25 protein-coding genes, 1 pseudogene and 1 other annotated feature are annotated in these 25,176 nt (G+C 37.6%); of the genes and pseudogenes, 23 read left to right on the top strand and 3 right to left on the bottom strand.

Translation table 11 applies throughout. The features are described 5' to 3' along the window. Positions 1 to 43: 43 nt before the first annotated feature. From EPL02_RS13620 to EPL02_RS13600, 5 genes are all read left to right on the top strand, one after another. A complete protein-coding gene (locus tag EPL02_RS13620) occupies positions 44 to 1,027 on the top strand; it encodes a LacI family DNA-binding transcriptional regulator (RefSeq protein WP_131888000.1) in 984 nt (327 codons plus the stop codon). A 135-nt stretch (positions 1,028 to 1,162) separates the two neighbouring features. Next, entirely contained in the window at positions 1,163 to 2,401 is a 1,239-nt protein-coding gene (locus EPL02_RS13615; protein WP_094912169.1) for an MFS transporter, read from the top strand. Between the two features lie 11 nt (positions 2,402 to 2,412). Next, positions 2,413 to 3,882: a glycoside hydrolase family 32 protein gene (locus EPL02_RS13610; RefSeq protein WP_094912170.1), complete on the top strand. Its 1,470-nt coding sequence runs from the start codon at positions 2,413 to 2,415 to the stop codon at positions 3,880 to 3,882. Positions 3,883 to 4,131: 249 nt separating this feature from the next. Further along, a complete protein-coding gene (locus EPL02_RS13605) occupies positions 4,132 to 5,409 on the top strand; it encodes a GntP family permease (RefSeq protein ID WP_131887999.1) in 1,278 nt (425 codons plus the stop codon). Positions 5,410 to 5,428: 19 nt separating this feature from the next. Continuing rightward, a complete protein-coding gene (locus tag EPL02_RS13600; RefSeq protein ID WP_131887998.1) occupies positions 5,429 to 6,205 on the top strand; it encodes a 3-hydroxybutyrate dehydrogenase in 777 nt (258 codons plus the stop codon). A gap of 42 nt (positions 6,206 to 6,247) precedes the next feature. On the opposite strand, the gene EPL02_RS13595 is transcribed toward EPL02_RS13600, so the two are convergent. Next, entirely contained in the window at positions 6,248 to 7,144 is an 897-nt protein-coding gene (locus EPL02_RS13595; protein WP_131887997.1) for a LysR family transcriptional regulator, read from the bottom strand. Between the two features lie 107 nt (positions 7,145 to 7,251). After that, on the bottom strand, positions 7,252 to 7,794 hold the full coding sequence (locus EPL02_RS13590; protein ID WP_131887996.1) for a hypothetical protein: 543 nt from the start codon (positions 7,792 to 7,794) through the stop codon (positions 7,252 to 7,254). 633 nt (positions 7,795 to 8,427) lie between these two features. Here EPL02_RS13590 and EPL02_RS13585 point away from each other — a divergent pair. The 17 genes from EPL02_RS13585 to EPL02_RS13505 all read left to right on the top strand — a co-directional run bounded on the left by EPL02_RS13585 (position 8,428) and on the right by EPL02_RS13505 (position 23,269). Further along, positions 8,428 to 9,162, top strand: a complete 735-nt coding sequence (locus EPL02_RS13585) for a DsbA family oxidoreductase (RefSeq protein WP_131887995.1) — start codon at positions 8,428 to 8,430, stop codon at positions 9,160 to 9,162. A 255-nt stretch (positions 9,163 to 9,417) separates the two neighbouring features. Then, positions 9,418 to 9,984, top strand: coding sequence for a histidine phosphatase family protein (locus tag EPL02_RS13580; RefSeq protein WP_094912176.1), 567 nt, complete (start codon positions 9,418 to 9,420; stop codon positions 9,982 to 9,984). 161 nt (positions 9,985 to 10,145) lie between these two features. Further along, positions 10,146 to 10,412 (top strand): PadR family transcriptional regulator, encoded by a 267-nt coding sequence (locus EPL02_RS13575; RefSeq protein ID WP_256993379.1) that lies wholly within the window; start codon positions 10,146 to 10,148, stop codon positions 10,410 to 10,412. Between the two features lie 6 nt (positions 10,413 to 10,418). After that, a complete protein-coding gene (locus tag EPL02_RS13570) occupies positions 10,419 to 11,027 on the top strand; it encodes a DUF2812 domain-containing protein (protein ID WP_131887994.1) in 609 nt (202 codons plus the stop codon). A gap of 147 nt (positions 11,028 to 11,174) precedes the next feature. Next, positions 11,175 to 11,495 carry a monooxygenase family protein gene (locus EPL02_RS13565; RefSeq protein WP_094912179.1) on the top strand — a complete coding sequence of 107 codons (321 nt, stop codon included), beginning with the start codon at positions 11,175 to 11,177 and terminating at the stop codon, positions 11,493 to 11,495. Positions 11,496 to 11,543: 48 nt separating this feature from the next. Then, positions 11,544 to 13,157, top strand: a complete 1,614-nt coding sequence (locus EPL02_RS13560) for a putative polysaccharide biosynthesis protein (RefSeq protein ID WP_131887993.1) — start codon at positions 11,544 to 11,546, stop codon at positions 13,155 to 13,157. Between the two features lie 136 nt (positions 13,158 to 13,293). Further along, the gene (locus tag EPL02_RS13555) at positions 13,294 to 13,956 is read left to right on the top strand and encodes a type 1 glutamine amidotransferase domain-containing protein (protein ID WP_094912181.1); all 663 of its coding nucleotides are present in this window, start codon (positions 13,294 to 13,296) and stop codon (positions 13,954 to 13,956) included. 63 nt (positions 13,957 to 14,019) lie between these two features. Beyond that, positions 14,020 to 15,003 carry a zinc-binding dehydrogenase gene (locus EPL02_RS13550; protein ID WP_131887992.1) on the top strand — a complete coding sequence of 328 codons (984 nt, stop codon included), beginning with the start codon at positions 14,020 to 14,022 and terminating at the stop codon, positions 15,001 to 15,003. Between the two features lie 13 nt (positions 15,004 to 15,016). Then, the gene (locus tag EPL02_RS13545; protein ID WP_094912183.1) at positions 15,017 to 16,183 is read left to right on the top strand and encodes an iron-containing alcohol dehydrogenase; all 1,167 of its coding nucleotides are present in this window, start codon (positions 15,017 to 15,019) and stop codon (positions 16,181 to 16,183) included. A 16-nt stretch (positions 16,184 to 16,199) separates the two neighbouring features. Then, a complete protein-coding gene (locus tag EPL02_RS13540; protein WP_094912184.1) occupies positions 16,200 to 16,487 on the top strand; it encodes a putative quinol monooxygenase in 288 nt (95 codons plus the stop codon). A 65-nt stretch (positions 16,488 to 16,552) separates the two neighbouring features. Beyond that, complete coding sequence (locus tag EPL02_RS13535; protein WP_165932577.1) at positions 16,553 to 17,158, top strand: substrate-binding domain-containing protein; 606 nt, start codon at positions 16,553 to 16,555, stop codon at positions 17,156 to 17,158. Positions 17,159 to 17,188: 30 nt separating this feature from the next. Further along, positions 17,189 to 18,052, top strand: a complete 864-nt coding sequence (locus tag EPL02_RS13530; RefSeq protein WP_094912186.1) for a LysR family transcriptional regulator — start codon at positions 17,189 to 17,191, stop codon at positions 18,050 to 18,052. A gap of 134 nt (positions 18,053 to 18,186) precedes the next feature. Beyond that, complete coding sequence (locus EPL02_RS13525) at positions 18,187 to 18,699, top strand: MarR family transcriptional regulator (protein WP_131887990.1); 513 nt, start codon at positions 18,187 to 18,189, stop codon at positions 18,697 to 18,699. Further along, positions 18,694 to 18,909 (top strand) — a binding site (T-box leader). It overlaps the preceding gene by 6 nt. A 39-nt stretch (positions 18,910 to 18,948) precedes the next feature. Further along, positions 18,949 to 20,193 (top strand): tyrosine--tRNA ligase, encoded by a 1,245-nt coding sequence (gene tyrS / locus EPL02_RS13520; RefSeq protein WP_094912187.1) that lies wholly within the window; start codon positions 18,949 to 18,951, stop codon positions 20,191 to 20,193. Positions 20,194 to 20,413: 220 nt separating this feature from the next. Beyond that, positions 20,414 to 21,415, top strand: coding sequence for a DUF3231 family protein (locus EPL02_RS13515; RefSeq protein ID WP_094912189.1), 1,002 nt, complete (start codon positions 20,414 to 20,416; stop codon positions 21,413 to 21,415). Between the two features lie 128 nt (positions 21,416 to 21,543). Continuing rightward, a complete protein-coding gene (locus tag EPL02_RS13510) occupies positions 21,544 to 22,149 on the top strand; it encodes a hypothetical protein (protein WP_094912190.1) in 606 nt (201 codons plus the stop codon). 442 nt (positions 22,150 to 22,591) lie between these two features. Further along, complete coding sequence (locus EPL02_RS13505; protein WP_131887989.1) at positions 22,592 to 23,269, top strand: DUF1796 family putative cysteine peptidase; 678 nt, start codon at positions 22,592 to 22,594, stop codon at positions 23,267 to 23,269. A 67-nt stretch (positions 23,270 to 23,336) separates the two neighbouring features. Here the strand turns inward: EPL02_RS13505 and EPL02_RS13500 are convergent, their stop codons facing one another. After that, complete coding sequence (locus tag EPL02_RS13500; protein ID WP_131887988.1) at positions 23,337 to 24,632, bottom strand: aldehyde dehydrogenase; 1,296 nt, start codon at positions 24,630 to 24,632, stop codon at positions 23,337 to 23,339. A gap of 292 nt (positions 24,633 to 24,924) precedes the next feature. Here EPL02_RS13500 and EPL02_RS21215 point away from each other — a divergent pair. Next, positions 24,925 to 25,124 (top strand): annotated as a pseudogene (locus EPL02_RS21215) (aldo/keto reductase); the annotation flags it as partial. Positions 25,125 to 25,176 lie beyond the last annotated feature (52 nt).

Here is a 25,176-nt window from a genome sequence, read left to right as displayed (position 1 = left end):
TATAATAAGGTGAACCGTTTTCATAAAGCAGGGGGATTAAAGAATGAAACCAAAAATTAGCGATGTGGCCAAACGCGCTGGCGTATCACCAACGACGGTATCTCGCGTTTTAAATAATCGAGGGTATATTAGTGAAGAAACAAAAGCACGGGTGCATCAAGCGATGAAAGATATTAACTACTTCCCGAATGATGTAGCACGTTCCCTATTTAATAAGCGAACAAACGTCATTGGTTTAATCTTTCCAACCGTTTCCAATCCATTCTTTGGTGAACTGACGTTTTACATTGAAAATATTTGTACTAAATTAGGGTACAAAGTGCTTTTGTGTAATAGCTTAAACCGAGTAGATGAAGAAGAGAAATACGTTGAAATGTTAATGCGTAACCAAGTGGATGGAATTATTGTTGGGACGCATAACCGAGGTATCATTGACTATCACAAAGAACATCTTGCCGTTGTAGCTATCGATCGGAATTTATCTGACACTATACCAGTTGTTAGTTCAGATAACTATGCAGGTGGAAAGTTAGCGACGGAATTGTTGCTGAAAAAAGGATGTCACCATATTGTTCATTTAAATGGACCAGTCGAATTAGAAACGCCAGCGAGGTTTAGACGAAAAGCATATGAAGACGTCATGAGGCAAAGTGGAAAAGAACCAATTACTTATGAAATTCCCGCAACTTTTGATCGCCGCAGTCAACAGGGGATAATTAAACAACTGTTTGATGAACAAGTTAACGTAGATGGGATTTTTGCTAGTGATGATGTCATTGCAGCTTCGGTTTTACGAGAAGCTAAGAGGCGAGGAAGAGACGTTCCTAGTACTTTAAAAGTAGTTGGATATGATGGCACAGATGTAACACAAACGCTGCTTCCAGAGTTAACAACTATTAAGCAGCCGATTGAACAAATTGCTCAAGAATCTGTTAATCTACTGCTAAAAGCTATTGAAGGAAAGTTTGAGGAAATGCCTTTAGAAACCAAGCTACCTGTTCAGTTATTGGAAGGAAGCACAACGTAACCATACATAGCCTAAAATAGGCTATGTGCTTTTTTTATGTCAACCCGTTGACATGTGAAACCGGTTGACATAGAATGTAATTGAAAGTGCTTTCAATTGTTAGGGGAATGAGTACACTTCAAAGGGGTTAGAGGGATGAATAAATCTAAAAGTTTGTATTGGAAGTTAAGCGCTTATTTTTTCTTTTTCTTTTTTACATGGTCATCGAGCTACTCATTATTTTCTATTTGGCTTGGACAAGAGATGAATTTAAACGGCGCTGAAACAGGTATTATCTTTTCTGTAAACGCTATCTTTGCTCTTTGTATGCAGCCTATTTATGGATATGTTTCCGATAAAATTGGTTTAAAGAAAAATATTTTATTTTTTATTAGTACGCTACTGGTGTTTGTAGGACCTTTTTACGTATTCATCTATGGCCCATTGCTCCAAGCCAATGTAATAGTTGGAGCAGTAGTAGGGGGATTATATCTTGGGGTGGCCTTCTTAGCAGGAATTGGAGCTATCGAATCTTATATTGAAAAAGTCAGTAGAAAGTATAGCTTTGAGTATGGAAAATCGAGAATGTGGGGATCTTTAGGCTGGGCGGCAGCGACGTTTTTTGCAGGGCAACTGTTTAATATCAATCCCAATATTAATTTTTGGGTCGCTTCTGTATCCGCTATCATTCTGGTTTTAATCATTTTATCGGTCAAAGTTGAAATGACAGATTCAGAGATGAATAAAGCCGAATCTGTGAAAATGAAAGACGTTTGGAATCTTTTTTTATTGAAAGACTTCTGGTTCTTCATGATTTATATACTTGGCGTTACGTGCATTTATGGCGTATATGACCAGCAATTTCCAATCTACTATGCATCCTTATTTCCAACGGAGCAGTTGGGAAATCAAGTTTTTGGTTATTTAAATTCATTTCAAGTTTTCTTGGAAGCTGGAATGATGTTTCTAGCACCTTTTATTGTTAATAAGCTTGGGGCAAAGAATAGCTTAATTCTAGCTGGCTTTCTGATGGCACTTCGCATTATCGGTTCTGGTTTGGTTGGTGGGCCAATTGGGATTTCATCTATGAAACTCATTCATGCACTTGAACTACCAATCATGTTAATTGCTATTTTTAAATATTTAGCAGCTAACTTTGATACACGTTTATCATCTATTCTTTACTTAGTTGGCTTTCAGTTTGCCTCACAAGTAGGAGCCTCTATTATGTCTCCTCTTGCAGGAAGGCTATACGATTTAGTTGGTTTTAGAACTACGTATTTAATTATGGGTGGATTTGTATTGTTTTTTACAATTCTATCAATCTTTACATTGTTAAATCATAAAAAGAGAACTGGCCTGAAGCAAGCTGACAATGTACCTAAAATAGTGTAGGGGGAATGAATATGTTAACAACAAATGGAATTCAACAAGCAACAGAAGCAGTGGAACAAGCAAAGAAAAAGGTAAACAACCGTCATCGTCTCGGCTATCATATTATGGCTCCAGCAAATTGGATCAATGATCCAAATGGTCTCGTTCAATTTAAAGGAGAGTATCACGTCTTTTATCAGCATCACCCTTATGATGAGAATTGGGGTCCGATGCATTGGGGACATGTGAAAAGTTCAGATTTAGTAAATTGGGAACATCTTCCGATTGCACTTGCTCCAGAAGATGCTTGTGATAAAGATGGCTGCTTTTCTGGTAGCGCAGTTGATAATGATGGAGAGCTTACGCTAATTTATACCGGGCATCATTATATCGATAAAGAAAAAGACTTGTTTTATCAAAATCAAAATATTGCAGTTAGTACAGATGGAGTACATTTTAAAAAAGTAGTAGAAAATCCAGTTATTGAAAAACCACCAGCAGATAGCTCTCATCATTTTCGTGACCCAAAAGTATGGAAGTACGAAAGCCACTGGTACATGATAGTAGGAAATGCTAAAAACAACATTGGCCGCGTTATTTTATATCGCTCTCCAAATCTTCGAAACTGGGAGTATATTGGGGTACTGGCAGAAGGAAACGAGCACCTTGGTTATATGTGGGAATGTCCAGATTTCTTTGAGCTTGATGGTAAACATGTGCTGATGATATCACCACAGGGGATAAAAGAAGATGGAGACCACTATAAAAACTTGTTTCAAACGGGCTATATGATTGGAGAGTATGAGTATTGCCAGAACAAGTTTACTCACGAAGAATTTATTGAGTTAGATCATGGTCATGACTTTTATGCCGTTCAAACATTTTTAGATGATAAAAACCGCCGCATTGCCATTGGGTGGATGGATATGTGGGAATCAGATATGCCTACAAAGAAAGATGGTTGGTGCGGTGCCCTTACATTACCTAGAGAACTTACGCTTGCAGCTGATGGAAAGATAAAAATGGTGCCTGTGACAGAAGTGAAAAAGCTTCGAAAAGAGCAGGTATCAGCAGCTAAAGATAAAATGATTACCTCTACGTATGAAATGAATGTTCAAGAGTCAATGTTTGAGTTTCAAGCTGAGATGGATTTAGTAACTGCGGAACAAGTAGAGATAGTACTTCGGGGACAGAAGAATGAGGCCACGGTTCTTACCTATAACAAATCTACAAATAAGCTCACGCTTGATTGCTCTAAGTCAGGAAAGAAAAAAGATGGAATTCGTCGCGTTAAACTAGCAGCTAGCAATCAGCTGAAGCTACGCATTTTTGTTGACCGTTCTTCAATTGAAGTATTTATTAATGAAGGAGAAGCTACGATGACAAGCCGTATTTATCCAACAGAGTCCTATTGCAGTGTAGAATTTACGAGCTATTCAGGAAAAAGTATGCTGAAAGAAGCAACGTGTTGGAAGTTAAAAGATATTTGGAATGAGAAATAAGCAAAAAGCACGGGACTATTTCCGTGCTTTTTGCTACTTTGCAAAATTATTCTCAATAAATTTTGTTCTTCTTCAACTGTGGGCGTGCCATTCGGTTATACGCTTACTTATCAAAGCTTTTACTACGACTTTTTCTCATAGTTTCTATTCTTTTTATTCATTTCACTTATCGAATAGGTAGATGTACACTAGTTTTGATTCAATTATTACTACATACGTATTACATACAGCTAGAAGGAGGTGCATAATATGGTGATTTTACTTGGTTTACTGCTGCTTATGTTTTTTGCTTATCTAGGCTGGTCTATTATCTGGGTAGCGCCTGTGGTAGCAACATTCGTGGCTTATTTTAGCGGATTGGACGTGCTTCCTACGTATGCCGATGTGTATATGGGAGGATTCGTTGATTTTGCTGCGAAGTGGTTTCCAATTTTCCTATTAGGAGCAATTTTTGGGAAGCTAATGGAGGATACAGGAGCTGCTAAATCATTGGCACAGCGAATTGCAAAAGTATTTGGCAGCAAACGAGCAATTCTTGGTGTATTAGTAGCATGTGCAATTTTAACATATGGCGGCGTGAGTTTATTTGTTGTTGTATTTGCTATTTATCCACTTGCCATTGCGTTATTTCGTGAAGCGAACGTTTCGCGTAATTTGCTGCCAGCGACAATTGCACTTGGAGCGTTTACTTTTACAATGACAGCGATTCCAGGAACGCCACAGATTCAAAATTTAATCCCAACTGATACGTTTAAGACAGATGCGATGGCAGGTTCCATTATTGGAATAGTGTCGGGCTTAATGATGGCAGTCGGGGGCTATTTGTGGTTAGCTTATCGTGACAAAAAGCTAAAGGCCAAAGGTGAGGGCTTTACAGAACCAGCTGGATGGAAAGAAGAAAGGAATGATAAACCAGCAGGGAATTTTGTTGTTGCATTGCTTCCATTACTCGTGGTTGTTTTTACTCTTAACATCTTGAAGTGGGAACCAATTATCTCTTTATTAATTGGGATTGTCTCTATTTTTATTTTAAATGCCAAGCAGTATAAAACATTTGTTTCATCTGTTAATGAAGGAGCCAAAGGTTCAGTAATGGCAGTCATTAATACAAGTGCTGCTGTTGGGTTTGGATCAGTTATTACAGCTGTTCCTGAATTTAAAGATATTACAAATTTGCTTCTAAACGTATCAAGCAATCCGCTTGTTTCAGAAGGACTAAGCGTACAGGTGCTTGCAATGATTACCGGTTCAGCATCAGGTGGTATGGGAATTGCGCTTCAAGCATTGGGAGATACCTGGTATCAGCTTTCTCAAACTGGAGCAGTTAGTGCAGATGCGCTACATCGTATTGCCAGCGTGGCATCAGGTGCCTCTATATTACCTCATAATGGGGCATTATTAACACTGCTTGCCGTAACGGGTTTAAGACATAAAGAAACGTATAAAGATGTATTTGTGGTTGCGTTAATTATCCCAACGCTTGCATTAATAGTAGGGATAATGCTAGCAGCAGTTGGAATTGTATAAAAAGTAGGAGGAGATTAGCATGATTAAAGATCAAGTTATTGTTATTACAGGTTCAGCACGTGGGATTGGATTTGAAATTGGAAAGCAATTTGCTGAAAATGGTGGAAAAATTGTTCTTTCTGATATTAATCAAGACGCAGTCGAAAAAGCAGCAGCGTCTCTTCGGGATTTAGGTTACGAAGCAATTGGTGTAAAAGCAGACGTAACCAGTGAAGAAGAGATTAAAAACTTAATTGATACAGCTAACAATCACTTTGGTGCAGTTCACACAATCATAAACAATGCTGGCTTACAGCACGTATCACCAATTGAAGAGTTTCCGACTGAAAAGTATGAATTGATGCTCAAAATTATGCTAACAGCTCCATTTATGGCGATTAAGCATGCGTTCCCACTTATGAAAAAGCAAGGTTTTGGTCGCATTATTAATGTTTCATCTATTAACGGGTTAATCGGCTTTGCTGGGAAAGCAGCATACAACAGTGCTAAGCACGGCGTAATTGGTTTGACAAAAGTAGCGGCATTAGAAGGTGCTGAGCACGGTATTACCGTGAACGCTTTATGTCCGGGCTACGTTGATACTCCACTTGTTCGTGGTCAAATGGAAGACTTAGCAAAAACACGTAACGTACCATTGGAAAGCGTATTAGAAGAAGTCATCTATCCACTCGTACCACAAAAACGCTTACTAGACGTTAGTGAAATTGCAGATTATGCAATTTTCTTAGCAAGTGACAAAGCTAAAGGTGTCACAGGTCAAGCTGTTGTAATGGACGGCGGTTATACGGCTCAATAATGAAAAACCTATCGAATCGCTGAAACCGATTTGATAGGTTTTTTATTGTTTCTTGTCCGTAGAAGAAGTTAAAAAAGCAAGAAGCTCCTTTAAGGCAAATGACATATATTTTTCTTTACGCGTAATAACGCCTAGTTCCCACCTTAATAATTCATCATGAATAGGCACAGTTGTTACGGAAGGGTCCGTTACTTTTTTAGACAAAGATTCAGGCAGGATACCAATGCCCAGCTTTGCTGCGATTAACTCAATAATTAAATCCCACTGTGAAGTTTTATAAGCAATATTAGGCATAAAGCCGGTGCGTAAAGTCTCTTGAATTAGCCGGTGATGAAGGGTAAACTCTTCGCTAAACATAATGAATTTTTCATCTTTTAGCTGTTCAAGCGTTACGAATTGGCGGCTAGCAAAAGGATGGCTTTCGTGTACATAAAGTAAAAATTGCTCTTCAATAAAAGGATAAATATGAAAAGCATCTTGGTGCTTGTTAACTGGAAGCATAATAATTCCCAAATCCACTTGATCTTCTTCAACAAGCGTTTCGATTCGCTTTGCGCCGTATTCGACTAGTTCTAGCGAAACATTAGGATAAAGGTCATTAAACCCTTTGGCGATTCTAGGGAAAAACAACGTACCAATAAGCGGTGGAATCCCGAGCTTTAGCTCGCCGCTTTGTAAATTCATTAAGTCATCAAGTAGGTTAGGGAGCTTATCTAATGTAGAAAGCGCTTTTAATGCTTGGTTATAAACAACTTGTCCAGCATCAGTTAGCTTTAGCTCACGCATTGAGCGGTCCAGCAACTCAACACCTAGTTCTGTTTCAATTTTTTTAACGGCTTTGCTTAGCGCTGTTTGTGATAGGTGAACAGCAGCAGCAGCTTTTGTAAAATTTTTATGGTTAGCTACCTCAATAAAATAGTGTAAATCTCTAATTTCCATATGAAACCCCACATTGTTGTTTGTCTACTTTCATTCTAGTGAGTCGTGTGCAACTTGTAAATGGCTTAGCTAAAAAAGAACTCCTTTCTAATTGAAAAGAGCTATGGTCAAAGAGAGGTGTCCTGCTTTTTTGTTGTGAATCGAAGCGGACCCATAATGAACCAAATAAATATGGAGGAAATAATTGCTACAAGCCAGTAAATGAGCCAAAAAGCATCTTGAAAGGGAACGATAAAAAAAGCAGATCCAATTAATATAAGCATAATAAAAGAGCATTTACAAAAGCGATAGAAGGAACGCCACTGCTCTTGTTTTCTAACTTCGCCTACTAACGTTATTTTTTCGGGAAGCGTACCGTTGTTCCAACGATAGTTCGCCCACTGGTCTGCCCACTTGATGGTTTGATGACCATAAACGATTGAAAAGGCAATATATGCTGCTGATAAGCCGTGAAAAAAGGTTGGCTTGGTTCCGTTTGACAAATCCATAAACGTAACTCCGAGCAGAAATAAATCGATGAGCGGTGTTGCTGCTAATAGAATAAGAGAGAGCTTTTCTTTTTTCCACACGTATCGAGAAAGCAAGCCTAGGGATAAGAACATCCAAAACGCTACTTCTCCAAGTATAATAGCTAGAAAAATCGGATTCATCTACCTTATTTCCTCCTTCTTAATTCAAGGTTAGTTGTATCCCATATGACAACCACCTCAACTAGATGCTTTTATAGAATTAAATTCTCAATCATAATACGGAACTATTAAATCTAATAAATAGGAAAAATCCCTATACTCCCACTATACGTATATCAAAAGTATAACTTCTTGTTTTAAATAAAGTAACACAATAAAAGGAAAAAAAATCATTTTTTAAAGTCGTAGTAAAAACTCAGGCTAAAGTTGTAGAAAAACATGCCAAAAGATACGGCAGGTGATGGATACGATAAAAGCTCTTTGCTCATACAATGAAGATAGAAAGAGAGCGTTAGTAACAGAGGAGAAAGCAATAATGCTAGCTAAACAAAATGTTGAAACGAAAAAGCATATGTTTAAAGCATACTGGAATGAAACAATCAAAGCTCTCATTGCAACGAAATAAAAGGAGGAACGAATATGATTTACGTAAATGACTATGTAGTAAAAACCATTCACGAACTACACGTGCAGGAAGTTGAGCGAAAACGTTTTTACCTTACTATATTTAAGCGCCAGCACTGAGCATCTTATTAATAATTTCTTCAGTCATATGGTATGATAACAAATATCTTGAATTGAAGAGGTGCGAAAATGAAAATTGAAGTATGGTCAGACTTTGTTTGTCCGTTTTGTTATATTGGAAAACGTCGTTTAGAAGATGCTCTTGCGCAGTTTCCGCATAGAGACGATGTTGAAGTAGAATTTAAAAGCTTTGAGCTTGATCCAAATGCTCCGTTAAATACAGGTCAAACTATTAATGAAGCGTTAGCCAAAAAGTATGGTATGACGGTTGAACAAGCGCAGCAAGCGAATGAAGGTATTGGCCAGCAGGCTAAAAGTGTTGGATTAACGTTTAATTTCGATAACATGAAGCCGACGAATACCTTTGATGCTCACCGTTTAGCAAAGTTTGCTAAAACAAAAGGTCTAGAAGAAGCAATTACTGAAAAATTACTATATGCGTATTTTACGGACTCAAAAAATCTTGGGGATCGTGATGTGTTAGTAAGCGTAGCGGAAGAAGCTGGGGTGAATCGTTCAGAAGCTTTAGCAGTTCTAGAAGATAAAACAGCTTACTCAAATGATGTTCGTATTGATGAAAGCTTAGCACAGCAATACGGCGTAACAGGTGTTCCGTTTTTCGTAATTAATCAAAAGTATGCAATTTCAGGTGCACAGCCAAAAGAAACGTTCACTAGTGCTCTTGAAAAAGTATGGACAGAAGAAAACCCTGCTCCTAAGTTACAGGATTTGTCTGGAGATGGCTCTGTTGATGCAGCATGCGTGGATGGTAACTGTGCCGTTCCATCAAAGAACGAAAACTAATTGGTAAGTTTTATCGTAAAAAAGGAGAGCGCTTAAGCTTCTCCTTTTTTCTATGGAACAGTTTATTCATTTTGTCTTTTAAATAATTTGTAGCTAACTCTTCTAGCGACTGTTCACTAGAAAAATTGCTTAGCTGTTGATTATACTAGCTTTTCAGATCTTCTTTTGTAAGCTTATATTTCACAATATTGACAATGGAAATAAATTGAATATTTTGGTAATGTATAAGTGGGACAACTGGGAAAAGGGGTATTAATGAAAATAGCATTTATAAGGCATGGTAAATCTGTTTGGGAAGAAAATGAAAAAATAAGCAGTGAACAGTTTCGTGAATGGGTAGAAATTTATGATGAGAAAGGCGTTCAGGAAGAAGAAGAATACCCGCAGTCAACAATTGAGATTGTTGCTAAGAGCGGTATCGTACTAACGAGTGATTTAAAAAGAAGTCAACACTCAGCTAATTTGTTAACGCGAGGATCAAGATTAAACTCAGACGGTATTTTTAGAGAAGTTGAGCTTCCAAAATGTACATTTGGTCAGTTTATTAAATGCAAACCAGCTGTTTGGCTTGTTGTGTTAAGACTTTTATGGATGGCTGGATATAGCCAGTCATGTGAGTCGTATAAGCAGGCGAGAAAGCGAGCGAAAATTGGAGCAGAACGCTTAGTTCAATATGCTAAAAATAAACATACAGTCGTCCTTGTTGGTCATGGGTTTTTTAACCGTTTACTCGCAAAAGAACTAGAGAAAATGGGCTGGATTACATATGAAAAGATGAGTAGTAAACACTGGGAATGCATTACATATGAGGCTCCTCAATAAGTAAGTTAAAGTCATCGATTTTGAGATCGATGACTTTTTATGTTTTTGGAAAAGGGTTGACATATACAGTTGGGCTATATATAGTTGAGTTATATAAAGTTGAACTGTATAAAGAGGGTGAACAAGTGAAAAAGCATAAACTGCTTCCGCTATCAGAAACAATGCACTATATTTTATTGGCTTTACGAGAACCTTTGCATGGATACGCTATTATGAAAAAAATTGAAGAGCTAAGTAATCATGATGTTCGGATTGCAGCCGGAACGCTATACGGAGCGATTGAAAATTTATTAAAACAAAAGTGGATTAAGCAGGTTCCATCCGATGATCCGAGGAGAAAAGTGTATAACATTACGAACGAAGGGAAGCGCATTTTGGAAGTTGAACAACAGCGCTTAGCCCATATACTTTCTTTATATAAGGAGTGAGTGATCATGAAGAAATTTAAACTGTTTATCGATGTGGAGAAAGAAGAAGAGTGGCTCAATAAAATGATAAGAAAAGGATGGCTTTGTGAGCGAGTTGGAATGTTTGGAAGCTATCGTTTTATTAAAAGCTCTGCTGTCAATTATGTTATTCGACTTGATCATCAAACGTTTAAAAATAAAGCAGATTTCCTGTCTTATAAAACGCTCTATGAAGACTATGGGTGGAAGCATATTGCCGGAACCAAAATGAGTCATACACAGTATTGGATGGGGGAGCCAGACGGAGATACTGAGCTTTTTTCAGACCGTTCCTCTCAAATTTCGTATTACAAACGCCTAATGAACTATAATGGTTTCTTTATGATCTTTATTTTGTTTTTCATTATGCTGTTTTACTCAGATAAAAACTTTGAAGCAATTTGGAACCCAAAAGCAGCTTACTATACTCAAGGTCTTTGGGAGATGGAAAATCCTCAATTTATATTGGGTTTTCTATTTGAAACGCCCTTTGCTTTAATGAGATTTTTGAGCCCGTGGATTATGATTATATGTGGAATTATATTTGTCTTAACTTATCGGAAGTACGCAAAAAAAGTTAAAGAGCTATCTTCGTAATAGCAAGAGCAGGCTTCAAATCAGAAGCCTGCTCTTGCTATTTTTCCATTCTTAACAGAGAATAAATATGTAAAAAATGTAATTGTAGTTATAGTGTTCCTTTGAAATAACTGGTAAAATATACAGGGTTACTGGGAGGTGAAGGTGTTGGCAAAGAAGATTTATAGCGGGTGCTATACGGTAGATTCAAAAGAAGATATAGTTGTGTTTATTATCGGTATGAGAATTAATAAACTATTTTCTTTCTCAAAATGGCTTCCTGTATTTATGGCCATGCCGCCGATGATAAAAGAACTTTATCTAAACAGAGAGCTTGGTTTTTTACATATAGAAATATCTTTTTCGTGGAAAACAATCACTTTGCTACAGTACTGGAAAAGCTTTGAACAGCTTGAGTTCTATGCAAAAGGAGCTCTTCATTTAAAAGCATGGAAGAAGTTTAATCAGCGAATTGGAAGCGAAGTATGAAGAGTTTAAAAGTAGCTTATAGCTGCTTTTTTTAGGGAGAAGAGGAATATGAATAACAAGTTAGTACGTGGCACGCTCTTTTTAACAGCTGCTACGCTTATCTCAAAAATCTTAGGGTTTGTTTATATTATTCCATTTATGAACTTGGTCGGAGATGAAGGATACGCTCTTTACAAATATGCGTATGGGCCTTATGGTCTTATGATTAGTTTATCGACAATGGGTCTCCCGCTAGCCGTTTCTAAGTATGTGTCAAAATATAATGGACTAGGAAACTATCGGGCAAGTCAAGATTTATTGAAGTTTGGTTTGTTTTTAATGATGGTGACTGGGATCATAGCATGTGCAATTTTATATGCTCTAGCTCCGACTCTAGCTCATCTCGTCGTTGGAAGGCAAGACGGAAGTGGAAATAGTATGGATGACGTAGTTTATGTAATTCAAATGGTCAGCTTTGCTCTTCTTATTATTCCAGCGATGAGCTTACTACGAGGGTATTTTCAGGGAAATCAATCAATGGGTCCTTCGGCTTTGAGCACGGTGATTGAGCAGGTCGTTCGGGTTGTGTTTATCGTATGTGGTGCGTATGCTGTGTTAACGATGTTTAATGGTAGTATAACGAGCGCGGTTGGAGTGGCGACATTTGGCGCAGCAGTAGGAGGTGGCGCAGGTCTTCTTGTATTAGTTATTGTGTATCAAAAGCGCAAGCATTTTATTTACAAACAAGTACAGAACAGCCAAGAAAATAAAAGAATTCCGATTGCTTTAATGTTAAAAGAGCTATTAAGTTATAGCATTCCATTTGTGATTGTTGGATTAGCCATTCCTATCTATCAAAATATTGATACGTTTACAGTTAATGCATTGTTTCAGTCAATTGGCTATACCCAGGAAAAAGCTGAAACAATCAACGCAGTTATTGGCCTTGCGCAAATTTTGGTAATGATTCCAGTCTCACTAGCAACTGCTTTTGGGATGTCGCTGCTACCAAGCATTACGACTTCTTATACAAAAGGCGCCGAAAATGAAGTTAAGCAGAAAATCACGCAGGTTCTGCAGCTCTTTTTCTTTTTGACGTTTCCGGCTGCGGTTGGTTTATCTCTGTTAGCAAAACCTATTTATCGAATGATTTTTCCATCAGGCAGCAGCTATGAGCTGGGAGGTTTTGTTCTCCAATGGTACGCACCCATGGCCATTTTATTTGGTTTATTCACTATTACAGCAGCTATTTTACAAGGGGTTAACCAGCAGAAAAAAGTAATTGTTGGTTTACTAACTGGTATTATACTGAAGTTCATTCTAAATATTGCACTGCTTTCATCTTTTAAAGAACTTGCACCAATTTTGGCTACGTACATAGGGTACGGTGTATCCGTTTTATATAATTTTCACCTTATTAAAAAAGCTCTGTCGTATCGTATTATACCTGAGCTTGCCAAAGTGAAAATATCCATTATGCACGTTGCATTAATGGGAATCGTTGTGTTTATCATGAACAAATTGTTAACGGTTCAGTTAACAGGCGTTGTGCAGGATTACATGGTTTCTGTTCTTACCGCTACTCTTTCAACGATAGCAGGAGCATGTATTTACGCGGGATGCAGTTTTAGTAACGAGCAAATACGAGAGCTATTTAAAAAGCCAAGTAGAAAAGTATCATGATGCTTTTCTACTTGGTTATTTATCTATAAATATATTTATAGATAAATATATATTTTCTAATTTGTATTATCGGAAATGAGGTCGTACAATATGACTTGTAGTACAAAACAATACAAGCTTTTAGGAGGAACTTAATATGTCAAAACATATTTTAATGGTTGTAACAACAGCAGATAAAATGAACGATGATCATAAAACAGGACTATGGCTTTCAGAGTTTGGTGAAGCATATCTTGAATTTGCAAAGAAGGGATATAACGTAACAGTAGCAAGTCCTTTAGGTGGAAAAGCACCGGTTGATGACCGAAGCCTTGAAGGGGATGTTCCACAAGAAATGCTTGATACGGCTATTCATTTAGAAAATACGGTAAAACTAGATAGTATTGCGGATGTATCAATATTTGATGCGATTTTCTTACCTGGTGGACACGGTACAATGTTTGATCTTCCAGACAATGAAAAGTTGCAGGCTGTTATTCGTGAACTTTATGAAGATAACAAAATTGTGGCAGCGGTTTGTCACGGACCAGCTGGTTTAGTTGGAGTGACACTGTCAGATGGTACACCGCTAGTAGCAGGGAAATCAGTTACAGCATTTACAGATGAAGAAGAAAGAGAAACAACGCTTGACCAGTTTATGCCGTTTCTTTTAGAAACACGTCTTCGTGAACTAGGTGCAAACTTTGTAGGAGCAGCGAACTGGACAAACCATCTTCAAGTAGAAGGAAACTTGATTACAGGTCAAAATCCACAATCAACAATTAGCGTAGCGAAAGAAGTAATTAAACAATTAGCATAAATAAAACCTCCTATAGAAGTACAAGCTTTTATAGGGGGAATCTCTGAATAGGAGTGATCAGCAATGAAAGCATTATTATTACATGAGCCAAACACATGGCGTGAAATGAAAATTGAAGAAATGGCAAATCCTGTAGCGAAAAAGGGAGAAGTTGTTGTAAAAGTAGAAGCAGCAAGTTTAAATCCAGTTGATTATAAAACGGCTACAAACGGCAACCCTAGCTGGGTTTATCCACATATTTTAGGGTTAGACGTAGCCGGTACGATAGAAGAAGTTGGAGAAGGAATTACGGAATGGAAAAAAGGTGACCGTGTTGTGTATCACGGTGATTTCAATAAAAAAGGTGGATATGCAGAGTACGGTGTAACAACGGCTCATACGATTTCTCGTATTCCAGATTCTATTACTTTTGTAGAAGCAGCAGCACTTCCAACAGCTGGTTATACAGCCTACCAAGCATTATTTCGCAAACTTCCAATGAATGCGATTGATACAATTTTAATTCATGGAGGTGCTGGTGGTGTTGGTGGTTTTGGAATTCAATTAGCAAAAGCAGCAGGGAAAACCGTCATTTCAACAGCTTCTGCTCATAATCACGAGTACGTAAAATCACTAGGAGCAGATTATGTAATTGATTACCGAGAAGAAGACGTGAAAGCACGAGTGATGGAAATCACAAACGAACGAGGCGTAGATGCCGTGTTAGACACGGTAAGTCGTGATAACGCAACTGCTTCTTTAGATTTAATTGCTTACAATGGACATATTGCCCATATTGCTGGAGCACCTGACTATACGAAAGTGAAGCCTTTTACGAAAGTCATTTCGTTCCATGAAGTAGCGCTGAACGCTATTCATCATAACCATGATGAAATTGCCGAACGTGACTTGGCAAAAATGGGTGACGAATTTTTACAGTTAGTACAAGAGAAAAAAGTATCTCCGCTCGTTGAAAGAGTGATTTCGTTAAGTGAAGTACCACAAGCTCTAGCGGAGCTGTCAGAGCGCCATGTAAAAGGAAAAATTGTCGTTGATATGAACAAATAAAAGGAGAGAAACAATGGAAAATTTTCAATATCATAATCCCACAAAATTAATTTTTGGAAAAGACCAATTAGCGGCTTTACCAGCAGAAGTGAAAGCTTATGGCAACCGTGTTTTATTACTATATGGTGGTGGAAGCATTAAGCGCAGCGGTTTATACGATAAAGTGCAAGAGCTTTTAAATGAAGCAGATGTACAGGTGGTTGAATTAGGTGGAGTGGAGCCGAACCCACGTCTAACAACGGTTGAAAAAGGGATTCAGCTTGTTCGTCAACATGAAGTAGACCTTATTTTAGCAGTTGGTGGAGGTAGTGTTATCGACTGTGCAAAAGCGATCGCTGCTGGGTCCCATTATGAAGGTAGTGCTTGGGATATTGTCATGAAAAAAGCTGTTCCGACATCTGCTGTACCTATTGGAACCATTCTAACATTAGCTGCAACGGGCTCTGAAATGAACGGTGGAGCAGTTATCACCAACTGGGAAACAAATGAAAAGCGTTCGTTTGGATCAATTCATACTTATCCGAAGTTTAGCATTTTAGATCCACAGCTTACGTATACTGTACCTCAAGATCAAACGGTATATGGAATCGTGGATATTATGTCTCATGTATTTGAGCAATATTTTCATGCTTCTCAAAATGCGCCTCTTCAAGAGCGTATCGGTGAGTCAATCCTTCGCACAATGATTGAAACCGCTCCGAAACTTATGAAGAATCTAGAAAGCTATGAGCACCGTGAAGTTATGCTCCTTAACGGAACTTTTGCGCTAAACGGCACGCTTTCAATGGGGGTAAAAACTGATTGGGCTACGCATATGATTGAGCACGCAGTGTCTGCTGTCTATGATATTCCCCACGGCGGAGGTCTTGCTATTTTATTCCCTAACTGGATGGAATTTGTTGCTAGTCAAAATCCAGCCAAAGTAGCACAGCTTGGAGAACGAGTGTTTGATATTAATCGTGAAGGAAAAGAAGATTCACAAGTTGCAAGTGAAACCATTGCTGCTTTACGTACCTTCTGGACTTCAATTGGAGCACCTTCTAAGTTAGCTGACTACAATATCGATGATGAAAAGCTAGATTTAATGGCAGATCGTTCAATGGTTCGCGGTGAAACATTAGGAAGCTATGTTCCCCTTCGTAAAGAAGACGTAAAAGATATCTTACGTCGCTCTTTGTAAGGAAGGAATTTATTCAATGGAACCAGTTATTATCCATGCAAAGTTAAAAGCCAAAAAGGGCTATGAAGAAGAATTGCAAAAAGCTGTTGCTCATGTTGTTCAACCTTCCAAGCAAGAAGAAGGCTGCATTCTTTATGCTGCTCACTCGTCTAAAGAGGAAAAGGGCACAGTTATTTTCTATGAACGCTGGGCTTCAGAAAAAGCTTTTCAGCTTCATATTAACTCCTCTCATTATCAACAATACCGAGAAGCTATTCGCGACATTATTGAGTTGAGAGAAGTACACCAACTCCGGTTATTTTAAATGAAAGCATCGCTTCTGAAAGGAGCGGTGCTTTGTTTATGTGTATAAGAAAGGATATGTATACTATGGAATCTTGTCATCAAATTCGTATGGGGGCTCCATCTGAGTTTTTTGTTAAAAGAGCGTTAAATTACCTTTGTCAGGCGAACTGTCGCTATGATATTCAATTTGGTCTTACCTATCCACTGCTAGAGGAACTTGTAGGAGGTAATCTTGATGCCGTGTTGGCGACAAAAAAATATGAAGTAGATGGTGTAAACTACTTAAAAATTGAGGAAGAGAAATTCGTGATTGTAGCACCGAATAGTTTTGAAGCAATTCCGGCAAGTAATAGAAAAGCGTGGCTGGAGCAACAGAACTGGATTAGTTATGGTAGAGAACTTCCTATTATTCGACGAATTTGGAAGCAACATTTTAATGAAAAAGCAGAAATGGAACCTTTTCACGTTATTCCTGACTTAAGAGGAATTCTAAAAGGCATAGAAGCGGGTATGGGAATGAGTGTCTTGCCGACATATTTGATTGAGCAATCCGTTGCTGAAAAAAAGTGCCAAGTTCTTTTCTTAGACCTAGCTGTTACAAATCAAATTTACTTAGCTTACCGAAATGCAGAGGTTGTGAAGCCGATTGTCCAAGCTTGCGACGAAAAAGTAGCACTTTTGGTATACTAAAGATAAGTTCATAAGCTCGGAGGATAGAACATGATTGATTTTGAATGGTACCGCAGTTTTATTAGCATATATAAACATCGTTCAGTATCCGCTGCTGCTAGAGCACGTATTTTGACACAGCCTGCGATGAGTCAGCATTTGTCTGCATTAGAAGCGGAAGTAGGAGAACCTCTTTTTATTCGAGCACCACGTAAAATGATTCCAACAGATAAAGGAAAAGAACTTTATACCAAAATTGTTCCCTTGATTGAAAGTCTTGAGACAGCGTCTCTAGAACTTCGGCATGAGTCTTCCTCGTTAGCGCCGGTTATGAGAATTGGGTCACCTGTTGAGTATTTTACAAAAGGATCTCTTCCCAAAATTAAAGATTTGAATCTGCGCTTTACCGTTCAGTTTGGAGTCGCACAGATTCTATTAGAAAAGCTTGAGCGAGACGAAGTAGATTTCATTATTACAACTCAAAAGCTTCAGCAGGCTGGAATTGATTGTGTGAAAATTGAAGAGGAAACGTTTGTGGTTGCTGCTCCCGCTCAGCTTGAAGAGCCAAGCTTACAACAGGATGAACTAGAAGTATGGTTGAAAAAACAAACGTGGCTCACATATGGCTTGGAGCTTCCGATTATTAGAAGATACTGGCGCGAGCATTTTAAAAAGCGTCCGGATATTCAGCCTTCTCACGTTATTCCAGATTTAAGAGCCATATTAGAAGCAATTGAGCAAGGTATGGGTATAAGTATCCTACCAACATATTTAATTCAAGATTCAATTGCACAAAACCGCTCTAAAGTATTGTTTTCAACGATGTGCGTATCGAATACAATTTATGCAGCTTATAAATCGGATCATAAAAGCCATCCAGCGTTTCAAGAGACACTTTTGAAGCTGCAAAAATAGCATGAAGCCCCGTGTTGGCTTCATGCTATTTTTATAGTAGGGCTTGCTTTTTAGATGAAACTATAGTTTAATTACACCTATACAAATTAATCGTTAGGTAGCTAATGATTCTGAAAATTAAAGGTAAGGTGCGAATGGATAAGAAAAATAAATATAAACATCGAATAGAAGAAGTAGATCGCTTAAAGGTTTTATCTGAAAGTCTAGGAAAAGACGTTGATTTACACGCAGTAGCGGTTGCTACAAACCTCTACCGAGCAGCTCAATCTTTACGTATTGTAATGGAACGGGACGTACTCTCAGCTCATAAGCTATCGTGGACTGCATTTTCATTATTATATGATGTGTGGGTATGGGGTCCGATGGAAACAAAAGAATTAGCTGCTTCTTCAGGCGTTACGACGGCCACAATTAGTACTATTACGAATACATTAGAGCGCAAAGGCCTATGTGAGCGCAGTGCTGATCCAAGAGATCGACGGCGTGTTAGCATTAGCTTAACAAAGAAAGGTGAACAAGTAATCAAAGAGCTGTATCCAAAATTTCATCAAGGTGAAAAGAAGCTTGTTCATTCAATGGAAGTAAGTGAGCAAGAACGGCTAGCTGAGCAGCTTCGCTATATAATTCAAAATATTAATAACGTATAGGCATTGAGAGGATCTTAGTAGCTTTTATCTCCCTATTTTCAGAGAGCCAGTGGACGGTGTGAACTGGTATATAGATAAAAGTGAATTACATTCCTTGAGCTTTCTTTGTGTAGAAGCAAAGAACGGTGAAGAGCCGTTAAAAAATGAAGTGGAAGAGAGGGAACTCTCTTCAACAAGGGTGGTAACGCGTGTAAGAACCACGTCCCTTATTTAGGGGCGTGGTTTTTATTATTTTAAGGAGGAAGTAAAATGGAAAACTTTTTAGCGCAAGCAACAGAGAATCAAAAAGAAGAGATTGAAAGGCAGTACAAATTATATAGTGTTGGGACTCAGGAAATTATCCCTGCCGATGAGCTGAAACAAAAAGTAGCAAAGTCAATTGTAACAGGTGTACCGCTAAAAATTAAGCTGGGATTAGATCCTTCAGCACCCGATGTTCACTTAGGGCATACAGTCGTATTAAATAAGCTTCGCCAATTTCAAGAAAATGGGCATGTTATTCAGCTTTTAATTGGTGATTTCACAGGTAAAATTGGTGACCCAACCGGCAAGTCTATTGCGAGAAAACAATTAACCGATGAGGAAGTCAAACATAATGCGAAAACGTATTTTGAACAATTTGGAAAAGTGCTAGATATGAACAAAGTAGAACTTCACTATAATTCTTCTTGGCTATCAAAGCTTAATTTTGAAGATGTCATTAATTTGGCAGGGAAAATTACCGTATCACGCTTATTAGAGCGAGATGACTTTGAAAAGCGTTTAGGAGAAGGAAAGCCAGTTTCTCTTCACGAATTCTTCTACCCACTTATGCAGGGATACGATTCTGTAGAACTAGAATGTGACATTGAGCTTGGTGGAACCGATCAGCACTTTAATATTTTAATGGGACGTCACTTTCAAGAGAAGTATGGAAAAGAAAAGCAAGTGGCCATGCTTATGCCTTTATTAGAAGGGTTAGATGGAATAGAGAAGATGTCTAAATCTAAACAGAACTATATTGGTATCGATGAAGAACCTTGGAATATGTACGGAAAAGCAATGTCAATTCCAGATGAGCTCATGATAAAGTATTACAAACTTGCTACGGATGTCCCTTTAGAAGAGATTGAGGAAATGGAACGAGGTTTAACAATAAACACGAAACATCCTAGAGATGTAAAGATGCAGCTGGGGAAAACGATTGTGCGAATGTACCATGGTGAAAAAGCTGCACAAGAAGCTGAGAATCATTTCAAAACGGTCTTTCAAAAAGGAGCTTTACCTGATGATATTCCGGTGGTGAACTGGAGAGGTTCAGAACAACTTCCCATTATTGAACTATTGGTTGAACTAGGACTTCAAACCTCTAAAAGTGAAGCGCGTCGAATGATAAAAAATGGTGGAGTAAAACTAAATCAAAAAAAAGTGACAGATGAAAATTTACAAGTAGCAATAGAAAATGACTTGATTGTCCAAGTAGGCAAAAGAAAATTTGTTCAGCTTAAAAAATAATGGAAAAAGCTCTCATAATAGAGAGCTTTTTTTATGGACTACATATTATGATTAAAAATGTAAATAGTAGTAGTATCAAAAAAGTAAAGATAGAGAGAAAAGTGTCCAATTTAGAAGCCATGCTATTTAGTAGAGCTTTTGCAGGAGTTACTCAGAATTTACATAAAAAAATAATCGAAAATTTTTTATTTATCCTGATAAAGTATAGGGGGCAACATACATGACAAGTCATATACCACTTAGTTCAAGCGAACTAGCAACACTATGGATGACATATCAACAAAAAACAATGTCTCAGCGGCTACTGGAACATTTTATTGAGCATGCAGAAGACGAAGGCGCCAAAGAAATTTTAACATCTACCCATAATAAAATTGTTCACTATATAGGAAGAATAAAGCAAATTTTCGAACAAGAAGGAGCGGTTGTACCCGTTGGATTTACAGAGCAAGACGTGAATCCAGGGGTGCCAAAACTTTACGATCATCTATTTGACATTATGTTTTTACGCTTATTAAAGCAAATGAGCATGGGATTGCACACACTTCATTTAAGCATGGCACAACGTGATGATGTCGTATCTCTATATCAAGAGCTAACAGGATTTACGCAAGGTGTATATAGCCAATGCGTAGATTATTTACAAAAAAAAGGTGTTCTAGTGAGACCACCTGTGGTATCCATGCCAAAAGAAGTAAAGTTTGCTAAAGGTACGGGGTATATGAATGGCATAAAACTGTTTTCTGAAAAGCGAGCGCTTAATACGGTGGAAGTAGCGCATATTCATTATGCAGTCGACACAAATATTTTAGGTATGCAAATGATAACAGGCTTTGCACAAGTGGCGAATGAGCCTGAAGTACGTAAATACTTTATTAAAGGAAAAGAATTATCAAAGAAAATTGTAGCTAACTATACGCAGCTACTTCTCGCTAGTGATATTCAAGCTGCATCAACGTGGGCTGGTAAAGCGACAAATTCTCAAATAGCACCATTTTCAGATAAACTCATGATGTACTGTACAAGTATTTTCTGCAGCTTCGGATTGGGAAGCAATGCACTAGGAACTGCATTTAGCTTACGAAATGATCTTCCACTATCTTTGATTGATACGGCGAAAGATATCTTAACCTATGGTCAAGATGGCGGAAAAATCATGGCGAAAAATGGTTGGATGGAAGAACCACCCCAGATGGAAGATCGAATCGATTTAACAAAATAAAAAAAGTAAAAAAAGTGAAAGACAATCGTTTGTACATGGTAGAAATTACCCTTCATTTCAGTTATTATAAAAGGAAAATGAGTTGTTAGATAATTAGGTGGCTAACCGTAATAGGGTAGGGGAAATCAATGTTAAAAGAAACGGTAAAAGAGTATATTAAAGAAGAACTAAAAGGTTGTTCTGGACAAGAAGTAGAGCTTTATGAAGAGGAGAAGATTTTTGCAATGAAAAATGAATTAATTCCAGAAGGCGTCACAATCTCTTCCAAAAGTGATCACACTCGATTTGCGGACGCGTACGTGGAGAGAGTAGACAAAGAGTCTGAAAATTTATTATCTGAAGAAGCTGCTAGTACATTCTTAAAAGAGTCAATTCAATATGTGAAAACCCATCCAAAAGAGTTTATTTATATTGAATGTCAATCATTTGATGTGATTCGTGTTGAAGGGGTTTCTGTAGAGCTTGATGATGTGTTTCGTACCTATAAAGTGCTTTTCGGACTGCGCCAGCCAAAAAAAGTAGGTTCTCATATTAAAGCATTTTTAACAAATGAGTTAGCAGAAGGACAAAATAGCTTCCAAGCACTATTTAATGATAAAGACGGCATGTGGGACATTAATATTGATATTGAATCAATGACGGGGTTTGATGAAAGCCTTTCTCTACATGATACATTCGAGTTAATTTATCACGTATTGTTTGAATTAGTACAATATATTGAGGAACAAAAATAAAAAATGAGAAAAGCGCCTTTTAATTAATGATATATCCAAACTATCTTGAGTTAACTACTTTTGATGGTTTGGATATTTTTTGTTGGTTCGAAAAACCATTAAACAAACTACTATAAAAAAGTATAATGAGTTCCCTTTGGGAAGGAATTAGTTCGTGATATTCCAGCCTCAGTTTTCTATTGAAGAGCTGTTCTACCAGCCGTTCTTTTAAACAAGTTTGATAAAAAAGCTGGATTAATAACAAGGAAGAGATAACTGAATGATTTCAGAGCATGGCTTCTTATGTGGACTGTATCGTTAAAAATGAAGTCTTTATTTACATGGGATAAAAATTAAATCTACTTCTTTGTGGGAAAAAATTCAAAAAATATTCGTTTGTCCAAGCTTTTTTGGCCCTTCACCATATGATAATAATAAACTAAATAAAGTAAGGTGAAGGAAGTTGAACTTAGAGGAACTCAAAGGTTCTTATCACGTTGTTTTAAGTTTGGGAAGTGCGTGTAACCCTGCTTCAAAACTGAAAGAGTATAATCTCCGCACATTTTCTGGACCGCTGGATTGGAAAGTTACTCTGTTTCTGTCAGATGTAAACCGATTATTAAAGAATCGATTTCAAGGGTTTATGGAATTAAGAAATATGATGCTTTTAGATGATACGGACTTTTTCTTTAACGAAGAAGAAGCTGAAAAGGAAGAAAATGCTAATGAAAGTAAGTTAGTTAGATCTTATTTTGTAAAAGATACGCTGTATAACGTGATTTCCGTACATGATTTCCCTATTGTTCAACAGCAGCATTGGCATGCCACATATCCAGCATTTAGAAGAAAGTTAGTGTTTCGCATACGTCGCTTTTTACACGCAATCAAAAAGAGTCCATCCATTTTGTTTGTTCGCTGGGCTGGGTCATATGAAGAAGCCGCTGAATTACAAGAGACAGTTAAAACGATGACACGAGGTAAGTTTTCTATTCTTTTACTGTGTCCAGAAGATGGGTTTCAGGGAGTGGAAGAGTTAAATTGGGATTTAAAGCACGTTTGTGCACTAAAAGTACCGAATATTCCGTTTGATGATGACACGTGGCGATACGTACTGAGCGGTATTACATTAGCAAAGCAATAGTGTACGTTTTCAGTAAGACAAAAAAGCTATCTCGGTATAAGTAACCGAAATAGCTTTTTTAATTGATTTAACGGATTAGCACGCTTTTAAAGTGTGAAAATGTATCGAAGCTTGCTTTTCCATGATAAGCGCCCATTCCGCTTTCACCCACTCCACCAAAAGGTAGGTAGTGAGAAGTCATATGACTAATTGTATCGTTTACAGCAGAACCGCCAAACGATAAGTTATTTAAAATATAGTCCTGTACCCTTTGGTCTTGTGTAAATACATAAAGAGCTAGCGGATTTGGACGATTACGAACAGCTGCTATAACTTCTGATAACTCGTCATATTCAATAATAGGTAAAATCGGACCGAAGATCTCGTCCTGCATAACCGAATCGTCAAATGAAATCTCATCAAGAATTGTTGGTTCAATGAAAAGCTTAGAACGATCGCTATTTCCTCCAGCAACAAGCTTACCATTATCTAAATAGTTAGTTAGACGCTCGAAATGTTTTTCGCTAACAATATGTGAAAAATCTAAATCAGATGAAATGTTTTCACCATATGAAGTTATAATTACTTCTTTTAGCTTTTCAATTAAAGCTTGCTTACTATTTTTTTGTACAAGGATATAATCTGGTGCTACGCATGTTTGTCCAGCATTCGCAAACTTTCCGCGTGCAATACGGACTGCAGCTTCTTCTATATTTGCATCACTATGAACGATGGTTGGACTTTTTCCTCCCAATTCAAGGGTAGTAGGTGTTAAGTGTTCAGCTGCAGCTTTTGCAACAATTTTACCTACAGCCGTACTCCCTGTGAAGAAGATATAATTAAAGTTTTCCTTTAATAAAGCAGTGCTTGTTTCTACTTCTCCTTCTACTACGCATAGGTACTCTTCAGGGAAGTTTTCGTTAATGAGTGCAGCAAGTAAACTTGATGTTCTTGGTGTCAATTCAGATGGCTTTAATACCGCACAGTTACCAGCAGCAATGGCTCCGGCAAGAGGAGTTACAGCTAATTGGAAAGGGTAGTTCCAAGGTGCGATTACAAGCGCAACACCGTAAGGGTCGGGTTGGATAAAGCTTTTTGCACCTTCGTGAGTAGCTGGTGTTGATACTTCTTTAGTAGCTGCCCATTCTTCGAGATGTTTTAGTGTAAATTCAATCTCTCCTAATACTAAACCAACCTCTGCGCGCTTAGCTTCCGCTTCTGGCTTATTTAAATCTGCTTTTAGCGCATCTAAAATATCTTGTTCATGATTTTGAATTAGCTCTTTTAGCTTTGTTAGTGTCTCAATTCGAAATGCAACGTCTTTTGTTTTACCACTGTAAAAGAATGAACGCTGGTTTTTGACAAGTTCTTGATAGCTAGTCATTTTAATAGTCCCCTTTAGCAATCGTTATTTAATTGTAAATGTGAATGATAATCTGTAGCCCAACTAACATTCCCGTTTTGATCAGAGTCTAATCATCTAAGTCAAAGATAGAAATGGTGTTCTATTTAATTTCGTGCAATGTAATGAGTCGACGGAAACTAATATAGTATACCTATATAGCAATAGCAAGAATTGTGCTTAAGAATGGAGTGGGAAACAAAATGAAAAAAAGGAGATGGATAAAATAATTGAACAAAATCGTATAGGAAAATCTAATTTATAGGTTAATTCAATTGGCCTTGGTGCAAACACTGTAGGAGGGCATAATTTATATCTAGACTTGAATGGAGAAGTAGGTAAAGGCTTGGTTCACACAGCATTAAACCAAGTAATTAACTTTTTAGATACAGCATATCAGAACGTTCAGAAGAGCTCATCGGTGAAGTGCTAAGCGAAAAAAGGAACCGTTCTGAGATAATTATAGCTACAAAGGTTGAAATAGAAGAAGTTCATCAGTTCTTTCGCAAGTTAATAAATTCGTGAT

Origin of the sequence: Bacillus sp. CBEL-1, from assembly GCF_004348885.1 — a bacterium.
In the GTDB taxonomy this organism is placed as follows: domain Bacteria; phylum Bacillota; class Bacilli; order Bacillales; family Bacillaceae_H; genus Priestia; species Priestia aryabhattai_A.
Note: the sequence above shows the minus strand (reverse complement) of the source record. Positions and strands in the feature narration are given on the sequence as shown.

Excerpts from the sequence above, each read along its gene's own strand:
- EPL02_RS13595 (WP_131887997.1), bottom strand. The coding sequence starts at position 7,144 with ATGGAAATTAGAGATTTACACTATTTTATTGAGGTAGCTAACCATAAA.
- EPL02_RS13545 (WP_094912183.1), top strand. The coding sequence starts at position 15,017 with ATGGAAAATTTTCAATATCATAATCCCACAAAATTAATTTTTGGAAAA.
- EPL02_RS13620 (WP_131888000.1), top strand. The coding sequence starts at position 44 with ATGAAACCAAAAATTAGCGATGTGGCCAAACGCGCTGGCGTATCACCA.
- EPL02_RS13500 (WP_131887988.1), bottom strand. The coding sequence starts at position 24,632 with ATGACTAGCTATCAAGAACTTGTCAAAAACCAGCGTTCATTCTTTTAC.
- EPL02_RS13515 (WP_094912189.1), top strand. The coding sequence starts at position 20,414 with ATGACAAGTCATATACCACTTAGTTCAAGCGAACTAGCAACACTATGG.
- EPL02_RS13525 (WP_131887990.1), top strand. The coding sequence starts at position 18,187 with ATGGATAAGAAAAATAAATATAAACATCGAATAGAAGAAGTAGATCGC.
- EPL02_RS13575 (WP_256993379.1), top strand. The coding sequence starts at position 10,146 with ATGCACTATATTTTATTGGCTTTACGAGAACCTTTGCATGGATACGCT.
- EPL02_RS13605 (WP_131887999.1), top strand. The coding sequence starts at position 4,132 with ATGGTGATTTTACTTGGTTTACTGCTGCTTATGTTTTTTGCTTATCTA.
- EPL02_RS13570 (WP_131887994.1), top strand. The coding sequence starts at position 10,419 with ATGAAGAAATTTAAACTGTTTATCGATGTGGAGAAAGAAGAAGAGTGG.
- EPL02_RS13560 (WP_131887993.1), top strand. The coding sequence starts at position 11,544 with ATGAATAACAAGTTAGTACGTGGCACGCTCTTTTTAACAGCTGCTACG.
- EPL02_RS13585 (WP_131887995.1), top strand. The coding sequence starts at position 8,428 with ATGAAAATTGAAGTATGGTCAGACTTTGTTTGTCCGTTTTGTTATATT.
- tyrS (WP_094912187.1), top strand. The coding sequence starts at position 18,949 with ATGGAAAACTTTTTAGCGCAAGCAACAGAGAATCAAAAAGAAGAGATT.
- EPL02_RS13580 (WP_094912176.1), top strand. The coding sequence starts at position 9,418 with ATGAAAATAGCATTTATAAGGCATGGTAAATCTGTTTGGGAAGAAAAT.
- EPL02_RS13540 (WP_094912184.1), top strand. The coding sequence starts at position 16,200 with ATGGAACCAGTTATTATCCATGCAAAGTTAAAAGCCAAAAAGGGCTAT.
- EPL02_RS13610 (WP_094912170.1), top strand. The coding sequence starts at position 2,413 with ATGTTAACAACAAATGGAATTCAACAAGCAACAGAAGCAGTGGAACAA.
- EPL02_RS13615 (WP_094912169.1), top strand. The coding sequence starts at position 1,163 with ATGAATAAATCTAAAAGTTTGTATTGGAAGTTAAGCGCTTATTTTTTC.
- EPL02_RS13555 (WP_094912181.1), top strand. The coding sequence starts at position 13,294 with ATGTCAAAACATATTTTAATGGTTGTAACAACAGCAGATAAAATGAAC.
- EPL02_RS13590 (WP_131887996.1), bottom strand. The coding sequence starts at position 7,794 with ATGAATCCGATTTTTCTAGCTATTATACTTGGAGAAGTAGCGTTTTGG.
- EPL02_RS13530 (WP_094912186.1), top strand. The coding sequence starts at position 17,189 with ATGATTGATTTTGAATGGTACCGCAGTTTTATTAGCATATATAAACAT.
- EPL02_RS13535 (WP_165932577.1), top strand. The coding sequence starts at position 16,553 with ATGGAATCTTGTCATCAAATTCGTATGGGGGCTCCATCTGAGTTTTTT.
- EPL02_RS13510 (WP_094912190.1), top strand. The coding sequence starts at position 21,544 with ATGTTAAAAGAAACGGTAAAAGAGTATATTAAAGAAGAACTAAAAGGT.
- EPL02_RS13550 (WP_131887992.1), top strand. The coding sequence starts at position 14,020 with ATGAAAGCATTATTATTACATGAGCCAAACACATGGCGTGAAATGAAA.
- EPL02_RS13600 (WP_131887998.1), top strand. The coding sequence starts at position 5,429 with ATGATTAAAGATCAAGTTATTGTTATTACAGGTTCAGCACGTGGGATT.